Source organism: Streptomyces sp. NPDC047515, assembly GCF_040643055.1.
Taxonomy (GTDB): Bacteria; Actinomycetota; Actinomycetes; order Streptomycetales; family Streptomycetaceae; genus Streptomyces.
This window is the reverse complement of sequence record NZ_JBEYTM010000086.1, coordinates 1-19,502: the sequence shown is the minus strand read 5'-3', so window position 1 is coordinate 19,502 and position 19,502 is coordinate 1. Positions and strand designations below refer to the sequence as shown.

Below are 19,502 nucleotides of genomic sequence, written 5' to 3'. Positions count from 1 at the left end.
GAACCCCCGCCCCTTCGCCTGGACGAAGAGCGCCGACGAGATCCTCGAACGCCTCGCCGCATATCTTGATCGAATTCCTGGCGCAGGACACTAGCTCAGCGGGTGGCACAGCAGGGCGTCGGGGACGCCGCCGTGGTTCCACTTCCACGTGTAGGCGACACCGGCGATGTACTCGTCGTCGCCGCACTGACCCTTGTAATAGCCCGGTGCCCAGTCACTGGCGGTCGAGCCGCCGGTGGCCGGCCGGTTGTCGGCGCGGTCGAACCAGAGCACGCGGCCGGTGGTGGGGAGGGAGGCGGTCGCGGGCGCGCACAGCAGGGCAGCCATGGCGTTGGCCGTCACGCTGTAGCCGACGGCGAAGGTGCGGTCGGGGCACTGGAGCTTGTTGTAGCCGCTCGCCCAGTCGCCCCCGGTGACATACCGCTCGTCGGTCACGACGGTCCAGGGGCCGCTCGCCTTGGCCGGCTGGCCGGCGTCGGTGCACAGTCCTCGGCTGTCGCTGCGGCCGATGCCGACCAGTCGCTGGCTGTCCGGGCAGTTGGCCTTGCGGTTGCCCGGTGACCAGTCCGGCTTCGCCAGCATGGTGGCGGAGACGTTGTAGTCGGCGTGGTCGAGGTCGAGCATGTTCCAGCGCGCGGTCGGTGCGACGGGTCCGGTCCTGCCCGTGGTGACGAGCCGGTTCCAGTCGTCGGCGCGCCAGTCGCCGCCGTCCTGGATGCCCTGGCGGACGCCGTTCGCGCCGTATCCGAGCAGAGCCCAGTTGTCCATCTGGGCACCGGAGGCGTCGGTCCAGCCGACGAGGGGCCAGATCGCGAAGTCGGTGTCGTTGGCGACGAGGATGTCGGTGAAGCGGTGCAGCCAGGTCTGCTCCTTGGTGTCGGTCGAGCCGCGGCCGGCCGCGCCGAACTCGCTGATCCAGACCGGGGCGGTGAAGTGCTGTCCGGTCCGGGTGACGAAGAGGGCCTCGGAGTCGACCACCTGGGCGAGCTGCTCGGGGGTGAAGTCCTCGTAGCGGGGGTCGCTGGTGGAGCCGGGGCCGCTTTCGGCTCCAGTGCTCGCGGGACCGGTGTAGCCGTAGAAGTGGGCGGCGTACACGAGCTTGTCCGACTGGATCAGGGTGTGGGAGAGGGTGGCGACCGGCTTCAGGTTCGGGCGGCCGTGCGGCACGCCGTCGAGGGGGATGCCGGTCCAGTTGATGCCCTCCATGACGATGAGCATGTCCGGGTCGGCCTGGAGGATCCGGTTGCCGGCCTCTTCGTACGCGGCGTAGAGGTCGTGGTCGTCGTACCAGCCCCAGTTGGGGTTGTCCCAGGTATCGCGGCGGACCTCGTTGCGCAGGTCGGCGCCGACGACGCGCTTGTTCGCCTTGTAGCGGTTCACCAGGAACAGCCAGTCGTCCACCCACTGCTGGGTGGTCTGGCTGCTGTTCCAGCGCTCGTTGCCGTCGAGTGCGCAGCAGAAGCGGGCCGTGGTGGTGTGGTTGTTGAGGATCACCGCGAAGCCGTCGGCGGTGAGTGCGGCGATGGCCGCGTCGAGGACCTGGAGGGGGGTCTTCCCCTTCAGTTGTGGGTTGGCGGCGACGGCCGCGTCCGGGACGGGGGTGGTGTTGTGGACGAGGGCGTTGGAGTACGGCAGCCGGATGCTGTTGAGGCCGAGGCGGTGGAAGTCGGCCAGGATCGTGGCCATGGGGACCCGGTCGAGGCCGAGCGGCATGTTGTTGGCGTTGATGCCGTGGACGTGGTTTGCGGTGTCGTTGATGTCCCCGCTGCCGTTCCAGGTGCCCTGAGCACCTTCCCAGTTCCCCGACTTCAGCTTGAAGCGGTTGCCGTCCGCGTCGACGATCCAGCGGCCCCGGGTGCTGAGCGGGGCCGTCCAGGACGCGGCGAGCTGTGGTCCGGTCAGGGGGACGGGGCGCGCCACCGCCTCCGCCGCGGCGGGCTGGAGGGGAGTGGCGGCGGCCGGGGTACCGAGGAGCAGCGCGGACAGTACGGCCAGGGCCGAGGTCGCGCGTCGGAGCAGTGTGCGAGGTGGCACGGTGTCTCCTTACTACGGAAGGATGGTGAGCCTGTTCTCGTGGTGCGGACCTGTGGGGCGGCGGGGGCGGGGCGCGAGCCGTGGGGCCGGCCCTGCCGTGGGACCGGCCACGTTGGGCCTTGGGCCTTGGTTCAGCCCTTGAGGCCGCTGGTGGCGATGCCTTCGACGATGTAGCGCTGGGCGACGAGGAACATGACGACGAGGGGGGTGATGGTGACGACGGCACCGGCGAACAGCCCCGGAAGGTTGATGGTCTGCGAGGTGAGGAAGGTGGACAGCGCGATCTGCGCGGTCCAGGCGGACGGGTCCTGGCCGATGACCAGGGGCCACAGGAAGGAGTTCCAGCTGTCGATGAAGGACAGCGCCCCGAGCGAGGCCAGCATCGCTCCGGAGCTCGGCAGGGCGATTCGGCGGTACAGGCCGAGCCAGCCGAGGCCGTCGAGCCGTCCGGCCTCTTCGATCTCCGTCGGGAACTGCAGGTAGAAGTTGCGGAACAGCAGGACCGCGAACGGATTGAAGAGACCGGGCACGATGATGCCCCAGAGCGTGTTGACGCCTCCCATGGAGCCGACGACGACGAACGTCGGCACGAAGGTGACCGAGCCGGGGATCATCAGCGTCGCCACCACCAGGGCGAGCAGGACACCGCGTCCGGGGACGGGAATCCGGGCTAGGGCGTAGCCGGCGGCGGAGGCCAGGAGCGTGGAGACGGGCGCGGTGATGCCGGCGATCAGCAGCGAGTTGCCGAGGGCCCGGCCCATGGAGACGGTGGGGTCGGCGAACAGGTCGGTGAAGTTCTCGAAGTGCATGCTCGAGGGCCACCACGTCCACTCCGGAGCGGTCAGGCTCTGGGAGTCCATGAGCGAGTTGCGGAGCATCAGGTAGAAGGGCGCGAGGAAGACCGCGGTCAGCAGGCCGATGAGCAGGCCGCGTACGAGGAGCCGCGAGGCTCGCGACAGTCCGGGCAGGGTGATCATGCGCGTCTCACTCTCCGCTTCTGCCGAAGCCGGTGAACCGGCCCTGCACCAGCGTCACTCCGACGATGACGGCGGTGAGCACGAAGGCTCCGGCGGAGCCGAGGCCGTAGTTCTGACTGCCCATCGCCGTGTTGTAGAGGTGGATCAGTGGTGTCTGTACGGGTGCGGTGCCGGTTCCGGAGAGCCCGCTGTTGAACAGGTTGTAGAACTCGTCGAAGGCCTGGAAGGCGGCGATGAACAGCAGCATCAGCACGGCGACGGAGGTGTTCCGCAGCATCGGCAGGGTGATCCTGGTCAGGAGCCGCCAGCCGGTGGCGCCGTCGAGTGCGGCGGCCTCGTTGATCTCCTTGGGGATCGCCTGGAGACCGGCGAGGAAGAGCACCATGTAGAAGCCGACCTGGAGCCAGAGGCGCAGGGTGACGAGGGCGATCCAGTAGAGCGGCGGCGACGTGGACTGCAGCCAGGGCACGGGATCCGCCCCGAACCACCCCCCGATCATGTTGGCTATGCCCATCGGCAGGCCGTTGAACAGGGACATCTTCCACAGCAGTGACGCGGCGACGTACGAGACGGCCGCCGGGATGAGGAAGGTGGTACGCAGCAGACCACGGCCTCGGCCGACCCGGTGCACCAGCAGGGCGAGCCCGAGGGAGGCGGCGAAGGTGACCGGCACGATGAAGGCGGTGAACACCAGAATCTCGACCAGGGAATCGCGGAACGCCGGGTCGGCCAGGAGCGTCCGGTAGTTCTCCAGCCCGACCCAGCTGCCGAGGGCTATGGTGCCGCGCGCGTCACTGAGACTGAGCAGGAAGCTCCAGCCGATCGCGATGTACTTGAAGATGCCGAGCCCGATCAGGGTCGGCGCCGTCAGCACCACGAACGCTGTCCAGCCGGACCGGCCCACGCGCGGACGGCTCGCGCGCGCTTCGCCGGAGCGTGACCGGCCGGCGGGTGGCGGGCCGGTTTCCACTGCCCTCCCCGCCTTCTGTGTCATGTCGGTCACCGGGTTCATCGGCCGCGCTGCTTGTCGATCTCGCTCTGGGCCTTCTTCACCGCGCCCGCGAGAAGGTCGGCCGGATCACCCTGTCCGTTGGCGATCTTCACCGCGGCCGCGGAGAACGCGGTGCTCACGGCGAGGTCCCACGTTCCCGGGTAGTGCTTCCCGTACTTCTGGGCGAGCCGCACGGTCTCCTTGGGCTCGCCGGCGGAGAGCTTCTTCGCGGACGCCGCCACGGATATGCGCGGCGGGACGTGGAAGCCGTAGCTCTCGGCGAAGTCCGTCTGCAGGTCGGTCTGCTGGACCCACAGCCACTGGACGAACTTCTTGGCCGCCTCCACGTTCTTGCCCTTGGCGTTGACGCAGCTGGTCCAGCCTCCCACGCGCACGACGGGAGTCCCGCCGGCCTTGAACGCGGGCCACGGCACCACCCCGAAGTCGTCACCGAGCGCGGAGGTGATGGCGGGCATCGCCCACAGGCCGCCCCACTGCATCGGCACGACGCCCTGGTTCAGGGCTGCGGGGTCCCACCAGTCCGTGGTGAACCCGAGCAGCAGCGATTTGTCGTCGTGCAGTCGCTTCAGGCCGGTCAGCGCTTCGAGGGCCTTCGCCGATCCGAACTCCACCTTGCCGTCGGGGGACACGAGGTCGCCGCCGTTGGAGAAGACGGAGATGGCCGTGGATTCGCCGAAGCCGTCCTGGCCGAGGAACAGTCCCTTGTTCTTCTTGGTGGTCAGGGCCTTCGCCGCGTCGGCGAGGCCGTCGAAGGTCGTGGGCGGGGTGATCCCGGCCTTCGACAGGGCGCTCTTGCAGTAGTACAGCGCCATGACGTCGTCGATCATCTTGACGCCGTAGAGCTTGCCGTCGACGGTGACCGATTCGATGGCGTTCTTGTTGAAGTCGCTCCTGGCGCTGCCGTACACGTCGTCGAGCGGGGCGAGCTGGCCCCGTCGGGCGAAGTTCTCGTTGAAGTCTCCGATCTCGAAGACATCGGGGGCGGAGTCGGTCAGCAGGGTTGCGTTGAGCTTGCCCGAGTAGTCGCCGGGGACCCAGGTCACCTTGACGGCGATATCCGGGTTGGCCTTGGTGAAGGCCTTGGCGTAGCGGAGCACCGCCTGCTGGGTGCCGGCCTCGCCGTAGGCGTGGTACCAGACGTTGAGGGTGGTCTTCGCTCCGGAGGCGGAGGCGCCGGTGGGGTCGCTGCTGCAGGCCGTCGCCAGGACGCTTCCGGCGGCGACGAGCAGCGATCCCGTGAGGAATCCGCGTCGGCTAAGCTCGGTTGGGCGTGTGCTCATGTCCCATCCTTCTTGTGAGGGTGTGTGCAGGGCTGATGTGCTGCTTGGCCGACGCCTTCGTCATTGCTTGCCGGCAGAGGAGGGCGACGGCCGGGGAGTCGTACGTGACGGCCGGGGCCGATCAGCCGGCGCCGGCCGTCGGAGTGGCCGCGTACTGCGGGAAGAGGGCCTGGATGGCCACGGCCGCGCCGCCACGGGCCCACTCCTCCCAGGGGAGCGGGCGCAGTGACAGCGGACACCGGGACGCCGCCCCGAAGACCTGTGCGGCGTAGGCGTCCTGGATGTGACGGCCGAGCAGATCGTAGGTGTCGACTCCTTCGCCGCTGACGACGACCCGCTCCGGGCCGACGAGGTTGACCAGTGCGGCGATGCCGACCCCGATGGCGTTTCCGGCCCGGGCGAACGCCCCGCCGGCCGCGGGGTGGCCGTCCCGCGCCATGCAGACGACCTCGTCGAACGTGAGGTGCCCGTTCGCGGTGTCGCCGCGGACCGACGCCAGAATCGCGTCGGTCGAGGCGATCGCCTCGACACAGCCGCGTGCGCCGCACCAGCAGCGTGGACCGGTCGGGTCTACGCAGATGTGTCCGACCTCGCCCGCGACGCCGAAGGCACCCCTGAGGAGGCGCCCGTTGACGACGAGGGCGGAACCGATGCCCGCGCCGATGGTGACCAGCGCGAAGTAGCCGGTGCCGATGCCTTCGCCGAACCAGTGTTCCGCGACGGTCAGGGCCCTGACGTCGTTCTCAACGGTGACCGACAAACCGGTGGAAGCGGTGAGCAGTTCGGCGAGCGGTACGTCCCGCCAGCCGAGGAGTCCCGACTGGCGGAGCCGACCGGTGTCGCGGTCCACGTCCCCGTTGACCGCGACGCCGAGGTGACGCGTACGGTCCCGGAAAGCCGGTTCGGTGTCAAGTAGTTCGTCGACGAGGGCGGCGACGAGGGCGGCGACGGACTCGGGGGTGCACTCGCCGAGCGGCCGGACGGCCGTGGCCCGGACGCCGGCCCGCAGGTCGCAGACGGCGCCGAAGAGATGGTCGACGCTGATCTTCAGCCCGACGAAGTACTCCCGGTCGGGAGCGACCGCGAGCGGGTTGACCGGCCGGCCCGCACCGGGTGCGGTGCGCTCCGGCGGCAGTTCGTACAGGTAGCCGTCGTCGATGAGGGGCCTGGCCGCCTTGGTGACGGCGGTCGAGGAGAGCCCAGTCCGCCGCGCCAGTTCCACTCTGCTGAGCGGTCCCTCGGCGAGCAGCAGGGCGAGCACCGCCGTCTCGGCGGGTGCGGTGACCAAGGGCTGCGAGTGATGTCGAAACACGGGTGAAACGTAGAGCAAATAAATAACTTCTTCCAGTATTGATTCATGAGTTGGGGTTGTCCTACGCTCAAGCCCGCCTCCGTGCCCCCCCTCCAGGACGCTCGAACACCGCGCCGTCTACACGCCATTGCGCCCTGGAATCACTCCTGTTCATCTACCGCACGTCAGGGGACCCATCCGTGCTCGCCGCGCTCCCTCCCGTCACCTTCGACCCCGATCTCGGCCTCGCGGTCCTGCGCACGCCGAACAGCCTGTACGCGCTGCGGCTCGGCGCCGACGGCAGCCCCCGGCACCTGTATTGGGGCGCACCGCTCGACACCCTCACCCTCGCCGCGCTCCCCGAGGTGGTCTCCCCCGCCGAGAGCAGCTTCGAGGCCGACGCCGCCCCCGACGAACTCGCGCCACAGACCGGAGCGCGCTTCGGACCGGCCGGACTCCAGGTCCGCTTCGCCGACGGAACCCGCGGCGCCCAGTGGCGCTTCGCCGGCCACAGCGTCGACGGCGGGGAACTCCGGCTGCTCCTCGACGACCGGCACCGCCCCCTGCGGGCCGAACTCTGCTACCGCGTCCGGCCCGGCACGGACGTCATCGAGCGCTGGACGGAACTGACCCACACGGGGGCCGCGGACGGTCCGCCGGACCCGGTCACCGTCGACCGGCTGGACTCGGCCTCCTGGACCGCTCCCCCGCTGCCCGACTACCGGCTCAGCCATCTGGTCGGCGGCTGGAACAGCGAGTTCCAGCTCCAGCGCGACCGACTGCCTGTCGCCGAGACTGTGCTGACGAGCCGTCGGGGAATCACCGGACACCATGCGAGCCCCTGGCTGGCCCTGGACTGCGGGACCGCCACCGAGGAGCAGGGCGAGGTCTGGAGCACCGCGCTCGCCTGGAGCGGAAGTTGGCGCGTCACGATCCACCGCGATCCGGTCGGCCGCACCACCTGGACCGGCGGCTTCGGTCACGAGGGCCTCAGCTGGACCCTGCGGCCTGGCGAGACCCTTCGCGCACCGACGTACGCGGGCCTCTACTCCCCCCACGGCTTCGGCGCGGCCAGTCGCACCTGGCACCACTACGTACGCGAACACGTGTTGCCGGAGCCCGGCCGGGACCGGCCGGTGCTCTACAACTCCTGGGAGGCCACCGGATTCGACGTCGACGAGGCCGGCCAGATCCAGTTGGCGCAGCTGGCCTCCCGCGTCGGCGCCGAACTCTTCGTCCTGGACGACGGCTGGTTCGGCACCCGGCGCGACGACCGGTCCGGGCTCGGCGACTGGACCCCCCGCCAGGAGGCCTTCCCTCGCGGACTGCGTCCGCTGGCCGACGAGGTGCACCGCCTGGGCATGGACTTCGGACTGTGGGTCGAGCCGGAAATGGTCAACCGCGAAAGCGAGTTGTACCGGTCCCATCCGGACTGGGTCCTCCACTCCCCCCGGCTCGACGCGACGGAACTGCGCAACCAGCTGGTGCTGAACTTCGCCCGGCCCGAGGTCGAGGAGTGGGCGTGGCAAACCCTGGACCACCTCGTCCGCACCTACGACGTCGACTGGTTCAAGTGGGACGCCAACCGGGCCTTCACCGAGGCCGGCTGGGACGGCCACCCCGACCCCGACCGCCTCTGGATCGACCACACGCGGGCCGTCCACCGCATCATGGACCGGCTCCGCGCCGCACACCCCGGTCTGCGCATCGAGGCGTGCGCGGGCGGCGGCGGGCGCGTCGACCTCGGTATCCTCACCCGCACCGACCAGGCCTGGACCTCGGACAACACCGATCCGGTCGACCGGATCGACATCCAGCACGGTTTCGGGCAGTTCCTCCCCGCCCAGGCCATGGGCGCGTGGGTCACCGACAGCCCCAACCCCACCACCGGCCGGCGGACTCCGCTGCGCTTCCGCTTCCATGTCTCCATGGCCGGGGCGCTGGGGCTCGGCGGGGACCTCACGTCATGGTCCGAGGAGGAACTCGCAAAGACCGCCGAACTCGTCGCCCAGTACAAGCTGATCCGCCCGCTCGTACAGCGGGGACACCAGCACCACGTCACCCCGGCCGGACCGGTGACCGCCGTCCACTACGCGGCACCGGACGACAGCGAGCACGCGGTCCTCGTCTGGCGTCCCACGACCCGCTTCGGCCACCGCCCCGCCCCGGTGCGGCTCCCGGCCCTCGACCCCGAGGCGCACTACCTGGACCTGGAGTCGGACCACGTGCACAGCGGAGCGGTTCTGGCGCGCCGCGGCATCGACCCGCGACTTCCGGCCGGCGATTACGCCAGCAGCCTGATCCGGCTCCGCCGCGTCGCTCCCTGAGCGTCAAGCCCTTCTCAACGCTCTCCGCTTCTAAGCGCCTTCCCCTTCCCACCGCTCCGCTTCCCGCCCACGACACTCTGGACCCGACCATGAACGCTGCCACGGACACCGCCCGCGTACTGGTGATCGGCATCGACGGCGTACGCCTCGACCTGCTCCCCGAACTGGACACCCCCCACCTCGACGGCATCGCCCGTGCCGGCTTCCTGGCGCCCGTCGAGGTGGACGCCGTGACACCCACAATGTCCGGCCCGTGCTGGACCACCATCGTCACCGGCGTCGGCGTCGCCAAGCACGGCGTGTGGGCCAACCGCCTCGACGGCAACCGGCTCGACGTCTTCCCCGACTTCGCGACCCGCCTCGCCTCCGAGTGCGGACTGCGGACCTTCGCCGTCGGAGGGTGGGCGCCGCTCTTCCTCGCGCAGCAGGGCGGCCCGCTCTTCGTCGCCCCCACCCGGCTCGGCTACGTCGCTCCCCGCGAGGAAACCCCCGAGGCATGGGAAGAGGTGGACGAGAAAGTGACCGCCGAGGCGGAACACCTCCTCGGCCTGGACGAGGAGCTCCACGCCGGCTTCGTCTACCTCGGCGCCGTCGACGAGACCGCCCACTTCCTCGGTTGCGACGTGGAGTACCGTCGGGCGATCGAGGCCGCGGACCGACGGCTGGGACGGCTCCTCGCCGCAGTACGCGAGCGTCCCGGCCACGCGGCGGAGCAGTGGACGGTCATCGTGGTGACGGACCACGGCCACCGTGACGAAGGCGGCCACGGGGGACGCAGCCGTCAGGAGCGCACGGCCTGGATCGCCGCGTGCGGTCCAGGCCTGACCGCCGGTACGGTGCCGTCGTCACTCCACCACGCCGATGTCGCCGCCCATGTCTACACAGCCCTCGGCATCGCCCCCGATTCGCACTGGACCCTGGACGGCACCGCCTTCACCTCGTGAACCGCCGCCGGGCCGTGCACTCACCGGCAGGTGCACGGGTCGGCTTCGGGATCGATCAGGCACATCACGCAACCGGGGACCAACCAGCTTGTGCCGTTGGGTTCCTGAACTCACGGGCATCGCAGGAAGGCGGTGCTGTTCTCGGATCGGCTTCGCGCGAAGAGACTGCCGATACCTGGTCCGAAGCTGAAACCTGGCCGGCGACGGTTGCCCGACCGGCGGGCCCTGTGCGGCTTCATCGACCTGGTGGGCGGCTGACGGGGCGCCAGTGGCGGGACCAGCCTGAAGCCGTGTCGGTAAGGACGGCTGTTGGTGAGGGGTGAATAGCCCTCAGGGATGTCACCGCAGGGTGCGACAATCCGTCTGTGTCCGAGGAGCTTTCGCGTTGGTATCGGGGTCGCCTGGTGAGCGGTCCGTTCAGGCCGTTCGACCCAGGCGAGTGCGCCGCGCTGGAGCGGGAGATCGGGCTGCCCCTGCCACCCGCGTACCGCTCGTTCCTGGAGGCCGCCGGCGGAGAGAAGCTGGACTACTCGGTCCGCCTCCCGGCTTGTGAACCGGAGCCGATCCAGGGCTTCGACGACCTCTACCGGTTGGGCCATGACGACGCCGGTGAATACGGCTGGGGCACCCTCCTGGGCGAATACCGACGTAGCCGCGATGGGTGGCTCGCCGGGGACGTCTCCCTGATTGGGCTACTGCCCATCGCCCGCCACGGCGGCAGCGACACCCTCTTCCTGGACCTGAACCCGGCCACACGCGGCGAGCTGCACGCGTTCGTCCACGCCATCGCCTGGCCGGGGTATCTCGGCAGCCATGTCTTCACGAAGGTCGCCGACAACTTCGACGCCTACCTCGACAGCCTGTTCATCGACCCCGACATGGCGGAGCATGCCTGGGCCGATGTCGCCGACAGCGATCCCTCGGATCCTTGGCGGAGAACCGTCGAGGAGTGGCTGGACAAGGAACTGCCAGGCTGGCGTACGGAAGCTTGGGCAGCCGCGTCTTGACCCTCGGCGCGTTCTGGGCCTCCGTTGTCAGTGGACGGTCGTAGTTTGTCCCCCCAAAACCTCGGAGGGGAGAAACGATGGGGTTCTCGGGAGAGCTGGTTTTCGGTCGCAGCGGCCGTCCCTTGCTCGGTGCGCCGGTATTCGACGGGATCGATCAGAGCAGGGACACAGTCCACGTCAATTGGTCGCGTGCAGGGGGCTGGCAGACGCTGCAGTTCGGCGGGGACGTCATCAAGAAGCCGGAAGCAACGCTGCGGGGGCTGGTGAAGTGGACGGGTGCTCCGGCCTGCGTGGCTTCCGTGTATGACAGTGACGTGGCGATGGTGATGGGCCTGGGGCCGGACGCGGAGCTCTGGGAGGTGTGCCTGAACCTGGAGAAGGCAGCCGGGTCGTGGGCGGAAGTTCCCGATGATGTCGATGACATGAGCGAGTGGATCAGCACGCCGATGTTCGCCGAGGCCATTGACCGTAAGCGCACAGAACTGGACGCGCATGTGCCGGGCGATGCCCAGCGGGCACTGGATTGGGCCCGTTCCGCGGGATTTGGGCACTCGGTCACTGCGGCTTCGATCCAAGAGGTCCTCCGCTCAGGGGAGGTCTTCGTGGAGGAGCTCTTCGATGCGCTGCTCGACCGGCTTGGCTTCCCGGAGGCTGTTGATCCTGAAAACCGGCGCTGATGTCGTCTCCAGTCATTCCCCTTGGAACCGGGGGAGGTTTGCGTATCCCAGGTAGTCCGTTCCTGCTTGCTCGGCGTAACGCATCGCCGTCTTAGCTAAGCGTGATCACCGCACATCATCTGACGACCGTGCACGCCTCCGTCACATCTGTCTGCGAGGGGGCTTCCCCTGGGGGAATCTGGGGAGTACGAGCGGCGCTGGGGAGCGCGTGGGGAGAATCGGGGGAAACGCCGACGGCGGCCCGCCCCCGAGGGCGCCGAGCCAAGGACTGCCCCGTGGTCCCTGCTGGATGAGCGCGTGGCGAGCAGCAGAGGAACCCTCTTCGTCGGTGCACCGGACCCGGACTCGCCCCCCCGAGGGTCCCCTTTCATAGGAGACGGGGCTGCGGAGGCGATGCAGTGTGAGCATCCGACGTGGTGTCAGGAGAGCCTGATTCAACAGACGTTGCGGTAGACGTTGACCGGGGTCTGCCGTCACTCGGGGCGGGGCTGATGCGGTCACGATCACAGACACGTCGCCATGAAGTGCGCGACGCCGAGTGAGACTTCGTGCGGCCGTTGCCGCCCCGGACGCCGATGGCGCACCGGACACGCCGCCGATCGCGTCCGAACTCGCCGACCACCCGGGCAAACCTCTTTGTGGGCAAGATCATCGCATCGAGCTAATGTCAACGGCTTCTCAGGGCCGATTGGGTGCACCGGCCGTTACTGTTTCCCGGGATCTGTACGGATTCCCAGACGTTTGCCCCTACTTTTCCTCTTTCCCTGTGACGCGCACGCACGCCATCCAAAGCCCGTACGAAGGAGAGCCCGCCCGATGTCTGTTGAAACCAGCCCGGAAGCACCGCTGGAGCCGCCGCAGCAGTCCAGCCTGAGCACGGCGGCTGCCCGCAACCTCGCCACCACGACCAAGTCCGCCCCGCAGATGCAGGAGATCACCTCTCGGTGGCTGCTGCGGACGCTCCCCTGGGTGGAGGCCAAGGGTGGCGCCTACCGGGTGAACCGCCGGCTGAGCTACACCGTCGGCGACGGACGCGTGGAGTTCGTTCAGGACGGTGCCGACGTCCGGGTGATCCCCTGCGAGCTCGGCGAACTGGCCCTGCTGCGAGGCTTCGAGGACGTGGAGGTGCTGACCGCGATCGCCGGCCGGTGCGTCCAGCGCGACTTCCGTGCCGGCGAAACGTTGGTCGAACGCGGTACGCCCGCAGAGCAGATCCACCTGATCGCCCACGGCCGCATCAGCCAGGCCTCCGCCGGCAAGTACGGGGACGAGGTCACCGTCGCCGTGCTCGCCGACGGCGACCGGTTCGGTGAGAACGCCCTGTTGGACGCGGACGCCCGATGGGACTACACGGCCACCGCCGATACCGCCGGCACCCTGCTCACCCTGTCCCGCGGCGACTTCGCCGCCGTGCTGTCCACCGCACCGAGCCTCCAGGCCCACATCGCGCAGTTCAGCTCACTGCCCTTCCAGCGGCAGAACCGTCACGGCGAGGCCGAGATCGCGATGTCGGCCGACCACACCGGCGAGCCCGAACTGCCCGGCGCGTTCGTTGACTACGAACTGAAACCGCGCGAGTACGAACTCTCCGTCGCGCAGACCATTCTCCGGGTCCACACGAGGGTCGCCGACCTCTACAACGGGCCGATGAACCAGACCGAGGAACAGCTCAGGCTCACCATCGAGGCGCTGCGCGAGCGCCAGGAGCACGAGCTGATCAACAACCGGGAGTTCGGTCTGCTCCACAACGCCGACTTCAAGCAGCGCATCCAGACCCACTCCGGCCCGCCCACTCCGGACGACCTCGACGAGTTGCTCTGCCGCCGCCGCGGCTCGAAGCTCTTCCTCGCCCATCCCAGGACCATCGCGGCGATCGGGCGCGAGTTCAACTCCCGCGGGCTCTATCCGGACCACGTCGACCTCGGCGGACAGCAGGTCCCGGCCTGGCGCGGGGTCCCGATCCTGCCGTGCAACAAGATCCCCATCACCAAGGAGAACACCAGCTCGATCCTCGTCATGCGTACCGGCGAGGACAACCAGGGCGTCATCGGGCTGCACCAGACCGGTCTGCCGGAGGAGTACGAACCGGGCCTGTCGGTGCGCTTCATGGGCATCGACGAACGATCGATCATCTCCTACCTCGTCACCACCTACTACTCCGCCGCCGTCCTTGTGCCGGACGCGCTCGGCGTGTTGGAGAACGTGCAGATCGCCCGCAGGCCCTAGAGGACCTGCCCTGCCCGGCGGCTACGACAGCCCGGTGACCGTCCGGGCCGGCCGAGCATGCCTGGATCCGGGGCAGCCGCCCATCCCACCAAGGAGCCATGGATGCCCGCCCCTGAGCTTTCCCCTGCGCAGTCGAGCCTGCCTGCGTCCGCTTCCCACTTCGGGACGTATGTTCTCGCCAACGCCGCCCGTGCCTGCGACATCAGGGCTGTCACCGGCGGCCGGCCCGTTCCGCCTTCCTTGCCCGCTCCGTCTCCTGTCGATGTCCGTGCCGCCGAGGTGCGGACACCGAGCCCCGACCTGGAGCGGATCCTTCGTGGCCCCAGTGGCCTGGGCACGGCGAGTCTGCACCTCGCCCGGCGCGAGGAGCCGCCGACGCCGCTGGAGCCGTCGCCGGCTCCGGCGGAAGGCAACCCGATCCCCGGCCTCTATTACCACCCGGTGGCGGAGCCCGCCCCCGGACGGGTGGAGGATGTCAGCCGCAGGATCAAGGCCTGGGCCCTGGACGAGGTCGATCTGTACCCCGAGGACTGGGAGGATCAGTTCGACGGTTTCTCCGTGGGGCGGTACATGGTCGCCTGCCATCCGGACGCTCCCACCGTCGACCACCTGATGCTCGCCACGCGCCTGATGGTCGCGGAGAACGCGGTGGACGACTGCTACTGCGAGGACCACGGAGGCTCCCCCGTCGGCCTCGGCGAACGGCTTCTGCTGGCCCACACCGCCCTCGACCCCCTGCACACGACGAAGGAGTACCAGCCGCAGTGGGCGAAGTCGCTCCATTCGGACGCGCCTCGGCGCGCCTACCGCTCCGCCATGGAGTACTTCCTCCAGCAGGCCAGCCCCTCCCAGGCCGACCGGTTCCGGCACGACATGGCCCGTCTGCACATGGGGTACCTCGCCGAGGCCGCCTGGGCCCAGGCGGACCACGTGCCCGAGGTCTGGGAGTACCTGGCGATGCGCCAGTTCAACAACTTCCGTCCCTGCCCCACCATCACCGACACCGTCGGCGGCTACGAACTGCCGGCTGATCTGCACGCTCAGCCCGCCATGCAACGGGTCATCGCGCTCGTGGGCAACGCCACCACCATCGTGAACGACCTCTACTCGTACACCAAGGAGCTCGCCGCCCCTGGCCGGCACCTGAACCTGCCCGTGGTGATCGCCGAGCGTGAGGGCATTTCCGACCGTGAGGCCTACCTGAAGGCGGTCGAGGTCCACAACGACCTCATGCACGACTTCGAGGCCGAAGCCGCGTCCCTGGCCGCCGCCTGCCCCATCCCGAGCGTGCAGCGCTTTCTACGGGGCGTGGCCGTGTGGGTCGACGGCAACCACTACTGGCACCAGACCAATACCTATCGCTACAACCTGCCCGACTTCTGGTAAGAAGAATGGATCTATCTGTGACCAGCAACGAGCTCACCACCCTCGCCACCTCCACCAGCACCCCCGTGTTCATCCCCGCCCCGGCGACGCCCTACCAGGGGGACATCGCCCGTTACTGGGACGGCGAGGCCAGGCCCGTGAACCTGCGCCTCGGCGATGTCGACGGCCTTTACCACCACCACTACGGCATCGGCGATGTCGACCACTCCACGCTCGGCGACGCCGACGACAGCGAGCACGAGAAGAAGCTGATCGCCGAGCTCCACCGCCTGGAGTCCGCCCAGACCGAACTTCTCCTGGACCACCTCGGCCCCATGGGGCGCGACGACATGGTCGTGGACGCCGGCTGCGGCCGCGGCGGCTCGATGGTGATGGCCCACCAGCGCTTCGGGTGCAAGGCCGAGGGTGTCACGCTGTCGGCCAAGCAGGCCGACTTCGCCAACCAGCGTGCCCGTGAGCTCGGCATCGAGGACCACGTCCGGGCCCGCGTCTGCAACATGCTCGGTATGCCCTTCGAGACCGGGCAGGCCGCGGCCTCGTGGAACAACGAGTCGAGCATGTACGTCGACCTGCACGACCTCTTCGCCGAGCACTCCCGCGTCCTCGCGGTCGGCGGCCGCTACGTGACCATCACCGGCTGTTGGAACCCGCGTTACGGTCAGCCGTCGAAGTGGGTCTCTCAGATCAACGCGCACTTCGAGTGCAACATCCACTCCCGTCGGGAGTACCTGCGCGCCATGGCGGACAATCGCCTCGTACCGCAGGCCGTCATCGACCTCACTCCCGCAACCCTGCCCTACTGGGAGCTGCGGGCCACGTCCTCACTGGTGACAGGCATTGAGGAAGCGTTCATCAACTCCTACAAGGACAACTCCTTCCAGTACCTCCTGATCGCAGCCGACCGCATCTGACCGATTGCCGACTGCAGGAGTCGGGCCCGTCGCTGACGGACGCAGTCGGTCCATCCGGTTCCCGGCGTGACGTCGGCCCTCAAGACGTGGTTGTGGTCTTGAGGGCCGGCGTCGTCGTACGGGGATGGTGTCGATGTCGATGCAGCAGCAGGAGCGGGGCAGCTCCAGTGGTGACGGTGCGGGTGGCGCGGGCAGCCACAACGAAGGGAGTGTGGCGATCCAGGTTCGGCACCGGCCGGCACACTCCGGTAGCCGACGTCGGCCGCCGCCCGGACGGCGATCAGTACCGGGCCCGGCCATGCCGTTCACGCTCGGGAATGTGGTCGATGTCGGGGCCTCGGCGCGTACGGCCCGATCGGACACCGGCCCGACGGCGGACGCAGCCGCGCGCGGGGCTGGAACCGCGGAGGCCATGAAGCCTTCCGGGCACCGGACGCACCCGCTCGCTTGCTTATTGGTCGCACACTCAATAGCATCGGCGTCATGTCGTCAAGCATCCAGCGGAAGCGCGTTCGAAAGTCGCCGTCGGACCGACGTGTGGAGATCGTCGACGCGGCTGCCGCCCTTGCTCTGACCGAAGGCCTGGAGGGCATCACTCTGCGCCGGATCGGCGAACAACTCGGTGTCCGGCCGGGTCTCATCAGTCACTACTTCCCCGCAGTGGAAGACCTCGTGGCCGAGGCGTTCGGCACTGCGGCGGGGGCCGAACTGGACACTCTCCTGCCGACGGACCGGGCGGCGGGGACACCGACCGAATACCTCGCACGCTTCTTCGCCCTCGCGACGATTGCCGCGTACGACGACATCAGCCGGCTCTGGATCAACGCCCGGCACCTCAGTCGCTACCGCCCCGTCCTGCGCGACAGGGTCGGCCAACAGGAGGCCATGTGGCGTGGCCGCCTGGAGAGTCTCATCCGTGAGGGCGTCGACCGCGGGGAGTTCCGCACCGGCGACCCTCACGTGACGACCATTCAGATTCTGGTGGTCATCGACGGTCTCGGCGCGCACGCCAATACGCACACCGGTGACCGCCCCGACGCGGTGACGGGGATGGCCGTGAGCACGGCCGAACGCGAACTCGGCCTGGAGAGCGGCACGCTCCTGGACCACGCGGCCGCGATCGGGACCGACAGGGCCGGTGGGCGTCCGGGATCCGGAACCGACTCGACCGACGCCGACACCGACACCGGTCCCGGGGACTGAGCCGGTACGGTCCGGGTCCGCGGTCCCGGCCGCCCTGCGGCGGGCAGTGGGCCGTAGCCGTCGCCGCGGCGCGTGGGCCGGGCAGACGCGCCGAACCGGACCGTTCGGCCGGCCTCCACACCCGACCGACCGGACCACCCGTACCGAAGCAACCGCGTGCGCAGCGCCGCGCCGCCCGGCCGCATCGAGCCGATCAGCACCGAAGGAGCCCCCGTGCGCACCAGCCTCGTCCTGCTTTCCGCCCGCTTGCTGGACCCGGTCTCCGGCGAACTGCTGCCGCACACCGCACTGGCCGTGTCCGGGGGACGGATCTCCGATCTGGGGGACGACCGCCGGATCCGCGGACTCGCCGACTCCGCGACGACGGTGGTCGACCTGAAGGGTGCTGTGGTGACGCCCGGACTCGTCGACGGGCACCACCACCCGGTTCTGGGTGCCGATCTCACCCGAGGCCTGGACCTCTCGGGCTGCGTCGACCTCTACGAGGTGAAGCGGGCCCTGGCCGGCGAGGTCCGGTCGCTGGCGCCGGGCGCGTGGCTGCACGGCTGGGGCCTGGACCCCAACGTGTTCGAAGACCGGCCGGTCACGGCGGCCGCTCTCGCGCCCGTCCTCGACAGCGTCCCCGCGCTTCTCCAGCTCTTCGACGCACACTCGATGCTGGCGAGCGCCCGCGCTCGAGCTCGCGGGCGTGGACGGGCCGCGCCGCTTCGCGGAGGCGTCCGAGGTCGTCTGCGACGACCGGGGCCGGCCCACCGGCCTGCTGCTGGAGGACGCGGCCTGCGCACTGGTCGAGGCCGCCGCTCCGCAGCCCACCAGCGCCGAGCTGCGCGCCCGCCTCGCCGCCACCATGCGGAACATGGCCGCCACCGGGCTCACGGGCGGCCACGTCATGGACGCCAATGGCGAAAGCCTCGCTCTCTACACCGAACTCGACGCCGACGACGCGCTCCCGCTACGGCTGCGGGTCGCTCCCTGGTGCCGGCCGGGCACCGATGCGGAGGCATTGCGCACGCTCATCGAGGAGCAGGGCAGCGGCGGTCGGCTGTGGCGGACGAACGGCGTCATGCTCTTCGTGGACGGCACGATCGACAACGGCACCGCATGGCTTGAACGGCCCTACTGCCATGGGGAGTCCACACACGCCTTCTGGCCCGACCCGGACACCTACACGCAGGCCGTCGCGGAGTTCCACCGCGCCGGTGTGCCCACCGCCACGCATGCGATCGGAGATGCCGCGGTACGCCACGTACTCGACTCCGTCGAGAACGCCCGTGCCACCGGGGACGCCCACGTCCGGCACCGGGTCGAACACATCGAGACGGTCCCCGACGACACGGTGCGCCGATTCGCGGGACTCGACGTCATCGCCTCCATGCAGCCGACGCACTGCTGCGACTTCACCCGCGCCGACCACACCGACAACTGGTCCCGGCGCCTCGGCTAGGAACGCGCCTCGCGAGCCTGGCGGTGCCGGGACCTGTGGGACTCGGGCGCCACCGTCGTCCTCGGCTCCGACTGGCCGATCGCCCCCTATCCTCCGCTGGCCGTCATGGCGGGCGCACGCCACCGCCGTCCCAGCCGCGACCTCGCTCAGCCCCCGCACGGTCCCGAACAGGCGCTGACCGCGCTGGAGGCGCTCCAGGGCATGACCCTCAACCCCGCCTACGCCGCGGGCGAGGAACGGCATGCCGGCCGCCTCGCCGTAGGCCACCGCGCCGACCTCACCGTCTTCGCGGACAATCCGCTCACCGCACGGGACACTGAGCTGCCCCGACTGCCCGTACTGCTGACCGTTCTCGACGGCGACCCCACCCATCGCGACCGGAGCCTCTGAGGCACGAGGGCGCCGCAGGGACGGTCGGCATCCCTTGGACGGGGCGGATTGTCAGTGCAGGCTCCCAAGGGCTGTCATGAGCAACTCGGCGAACAGAGCCCTTTTCGCCGCCGTCAGTCCTGCTCATGACGTCGATGCCTCCGAACGGGCCGCCGAGCTCCGCACGTTGATCGCGAGCGGCACAACGGCCCGCTGACCCCGCGCCGTCACCACGCGGGACGGCCCGGCAACGGAGCACCTGGGCAGTGTCCGGCACATCCGGCCCTGCGGGCGAACAGCGGCATTCATCGGACACGGCCTAGTGTCCTGCGCCGGGAATTCGATCAAGATATGCGGCGAGGCGTTCGAGGATCTCGTCGGCGCTCTTCGTCCAGGCGAAGGGGCGGGGGTTCT

Annotated in this window: 13 protein-coding genes and 2 pseudogenes; 10 read left to right on the top strand and 5 right to left on the bottom strand. The window is 69.4% G+C overall.

Features of this window, described 5'->3' with window-relative positions; translation table 11 throughout:
- Positions 1-90 precede the first annotated feature (90 nt).
- From ABZ826_RS36215 to ABZ826_RS36195, 5 genes are all read right to left on the bottom strand, one after another.
- On the bottom strand, positions 91-2,034 hold the full coding sequence (locus ABZ826_RS36215) for a cellulase family glycosylhydrolase (protein ID WP_361458400.1): 1,944 nt from the start codon (positions 2,032-2,034) through the stop codon (positions 91-93).
- A 131-nt stretch (positions 2,035-2,165) separates the two neighbouring features.
- Positions 2,166-3,011 carry a carbohydrate ABC transporter permease gene (locus ABZ826_RS36210; RefSeq protein WP_361458398.1) on the bottom strand — a complete coding sequence of 282 codons (846 nt, stop codon included), beginning with the start codon at positions 3,009-3,011 and terminating at the stop codon, positions 2,166-2,168.
- A gap of 7 nt (positions 3,012-3,018) precedes the next feature.
- Positions 3,019-3,888, bottom strand: coding sequence for a sugar ABC transporter permease (locus ABZ826_RS36205; protein ID WP_361458396.1), 870 nt, complete (start codon positions 3,886-3,888; stop codon positions 3,019-3,021).
- 131 nt (positions 3,889-4,019) lie between these two features.
- Positions 4,020-5,303 carry an extracellular solute-binding protein gene (locus ABZ826_RS36200; protein WP_361458394.1) on the bottom strand — a complete coding sequence of 428 codons (1,284 nt, stop codon included), beginning with the start codon at positions 5,301-5,303 and terminating at the stop codon, positions 4,020-4,022.
- Between the two features lie 121 nt (positions 5,304-5,424).
- Positions 5,425-6,615, bottom strand: coding sequence for an ROK family transcriptional regulator (locus ABZ826_RS36195; RefSeq protein ID WP_361458392.1), 1,191 nt, complete (start codon positions 6,613-6,615; stop codon positions 5,425-5,427).
- A gap of 179 nt (positions 6,616-6,794) precedes the next feature.
- Here ABZ826_RS36195 and ABZ826_RS36190 point away from each other — a divergent pair, with 179 nt between their 5' ends.
- The 10 genes and pseudogenes from ABZ826_RS36190 (at position 6,795) to ABZ826_RS36145 (ending at position 19,109) form a co-directional block, all read left to right on the top strand.
- A complete protein-coding gene (locus ABZ826_RS36190) occupies positions 6,795-8,921 on the top strand; it encodes an alpha-galactosidase (protein ID WP_361458390.1) in 2,127 nt (708 codons plus the stop codon).
- Between the two features lie 89 nt (positions 8,922-9,010).
- Positions 9,011-9,865, top strand: a complete 855-nt coding sequence (locus ABZ826_RS36185) for an alkaline phosphatase family protein (protein WP_361458388.1) — start codon at positions 9,011-9,013, stop codon at positions 9,863-9,865.
- A 404-nt stretch (positions 9,866-10,269) separates the two neighbouring features.
- Positions 10,270-10,872, top strand: a complete 603-nt coding sequence (locus ABZ826_RS36180; RefSeq protein WP_361458386.1) for an SMI1/KNR4 family protein — start codon at positions 10,270-10,272, stop codon at positions 10,870-10,872.
- 77 nt (positions 10,873-10,949) lie between these two features.
- Entirely contained in the window at positions 10,950-11,549 is a 600-nt protein-coding gene (locus ABZ826_RS36175; RefSeq protein WP_361458384.1) for a hypothetical protein, read from the top strand.
- Between the two features lie 816 nt (positions 11,550-12,365).
- Positions 12,366-13,775 carry a family 2B encapsulin nanocompartment shell protein gene (locus tag ABZ826_RS36170; RefSeq protein WP_361458382.1) on the top strand — a complete coding sequence of 470 codons (1,410 nt, stop codon included), beginning with the start codon at positions 12,366-12,368 and terminating at the stop codon, positions 13,773-13,775.
- A 102-nt stretch (positions 13,776-13,877) separates the two neighbouring features.
- Positions 13,878-15,161, top strand: a complete 1,284-nt coding sequence (locus tag ABZ826_RS36165; RefSeq protein ID WP_361458380.1) for a family 2 encapsulin nanocompartment cargo protein terpene cyclase — start codon at positions 13,878-13,880, stop codon at positions 15,159-15,161.
- Positions 15,162-15,178: 17 nt separating this feature from the next.
- Complete coding sequence (locus ABZ826_RS36160; protein ID WP_361458378.1) at positions 15,179-16,072, top strand: geranyl diphosphate 2-C-methyltransferase; 894 nt, start codon at positions 15,179-15,181, stop codon at positions 16,070-16,072.
- Between the two features lie 483 nt (positions 16,073-16,555).
- Complete coding sequence (locus tag ABZ826_RS36155; RefSeq protein WP_361458376.1) at positions 16,556-17,275, top strand: TetR family transcriptional regulator C-terminal domain-containing protein; 720 nt, start codon at positions 16,556-16,558, stop codon at positions 17,273-17,275.
- A 72-nt stretch (positions 17,276-17,347) separates the two neighbouring features.
- Positions 17,348-17,950, top strand: a pseudogene (locus tag ABZ826_RS36150) (amidohydrolase family protein); the annotation flags it as partial.
- Between the two features lie 13 nt (positions 17,951-17,963).
- Positions 17,964-19,109 (top strand): annotated as a pseudogene (locus tag ABZ826_RS36145) (amidohydrolase family protein).
- Positions 19,110-19,502: the final 393 nt, after the last annotated feature.

Bases quoted from the DNA above. Each gene is read 5' to 3' on its own strand.
- ABZ826_RS36210 (WP_361458398.1), bottom strand. From the start codon at position 3,011: ATGATCACCCTGCCCGGACTGTCGCGAGCCTCGCGGCTCCTCGTACGC.
- ABZ826_RS36200 (WP_361458394.1), bottom strand. From the start codon at position 5,303: ATGAGCACACGCCCAACCGAGCTTAGCCGACGCGGATTCCTCACGGGA.
- ABZ826_RS36185 (WP_361458388.1), top strand. From the start codon at position 9,011: ATGAACGCTGCCACGGACACCGCCCGCGTACTGGTGATCGGCATCGAC.
- ABZ826_RS36175 (WP_361458384.1), top strand. From the start codon at position 10,950: ATGGGGTTCTCGGGAGAGCTGGTTTTCGGTCGCAGCGGCCGTCCCTTG.
- ABZ826_RS36170 (WP_361458382.1), top strand. From the start codon at position 12,366: ATGTCTGTTGAAACCAGCCCGGAAGCACCGCTGGAGCCGCCGCAGCAG.
- ABZ826_RS36165 (WP_361458380.1), top strand. From the start codon at position 13,878: ATGCCCGCCCCTGAGCTTTCCCCTGCGCAGTCGAGCCTGCCTGCGTCC.
- ABZ826_RS36155 (WP_361458376.1), top strand. From the start codon at position 16,556: ATGTCGTCAAGCATCCAGCGGAAGCGCGTTCGAAAGTCGCCGTCGGAC.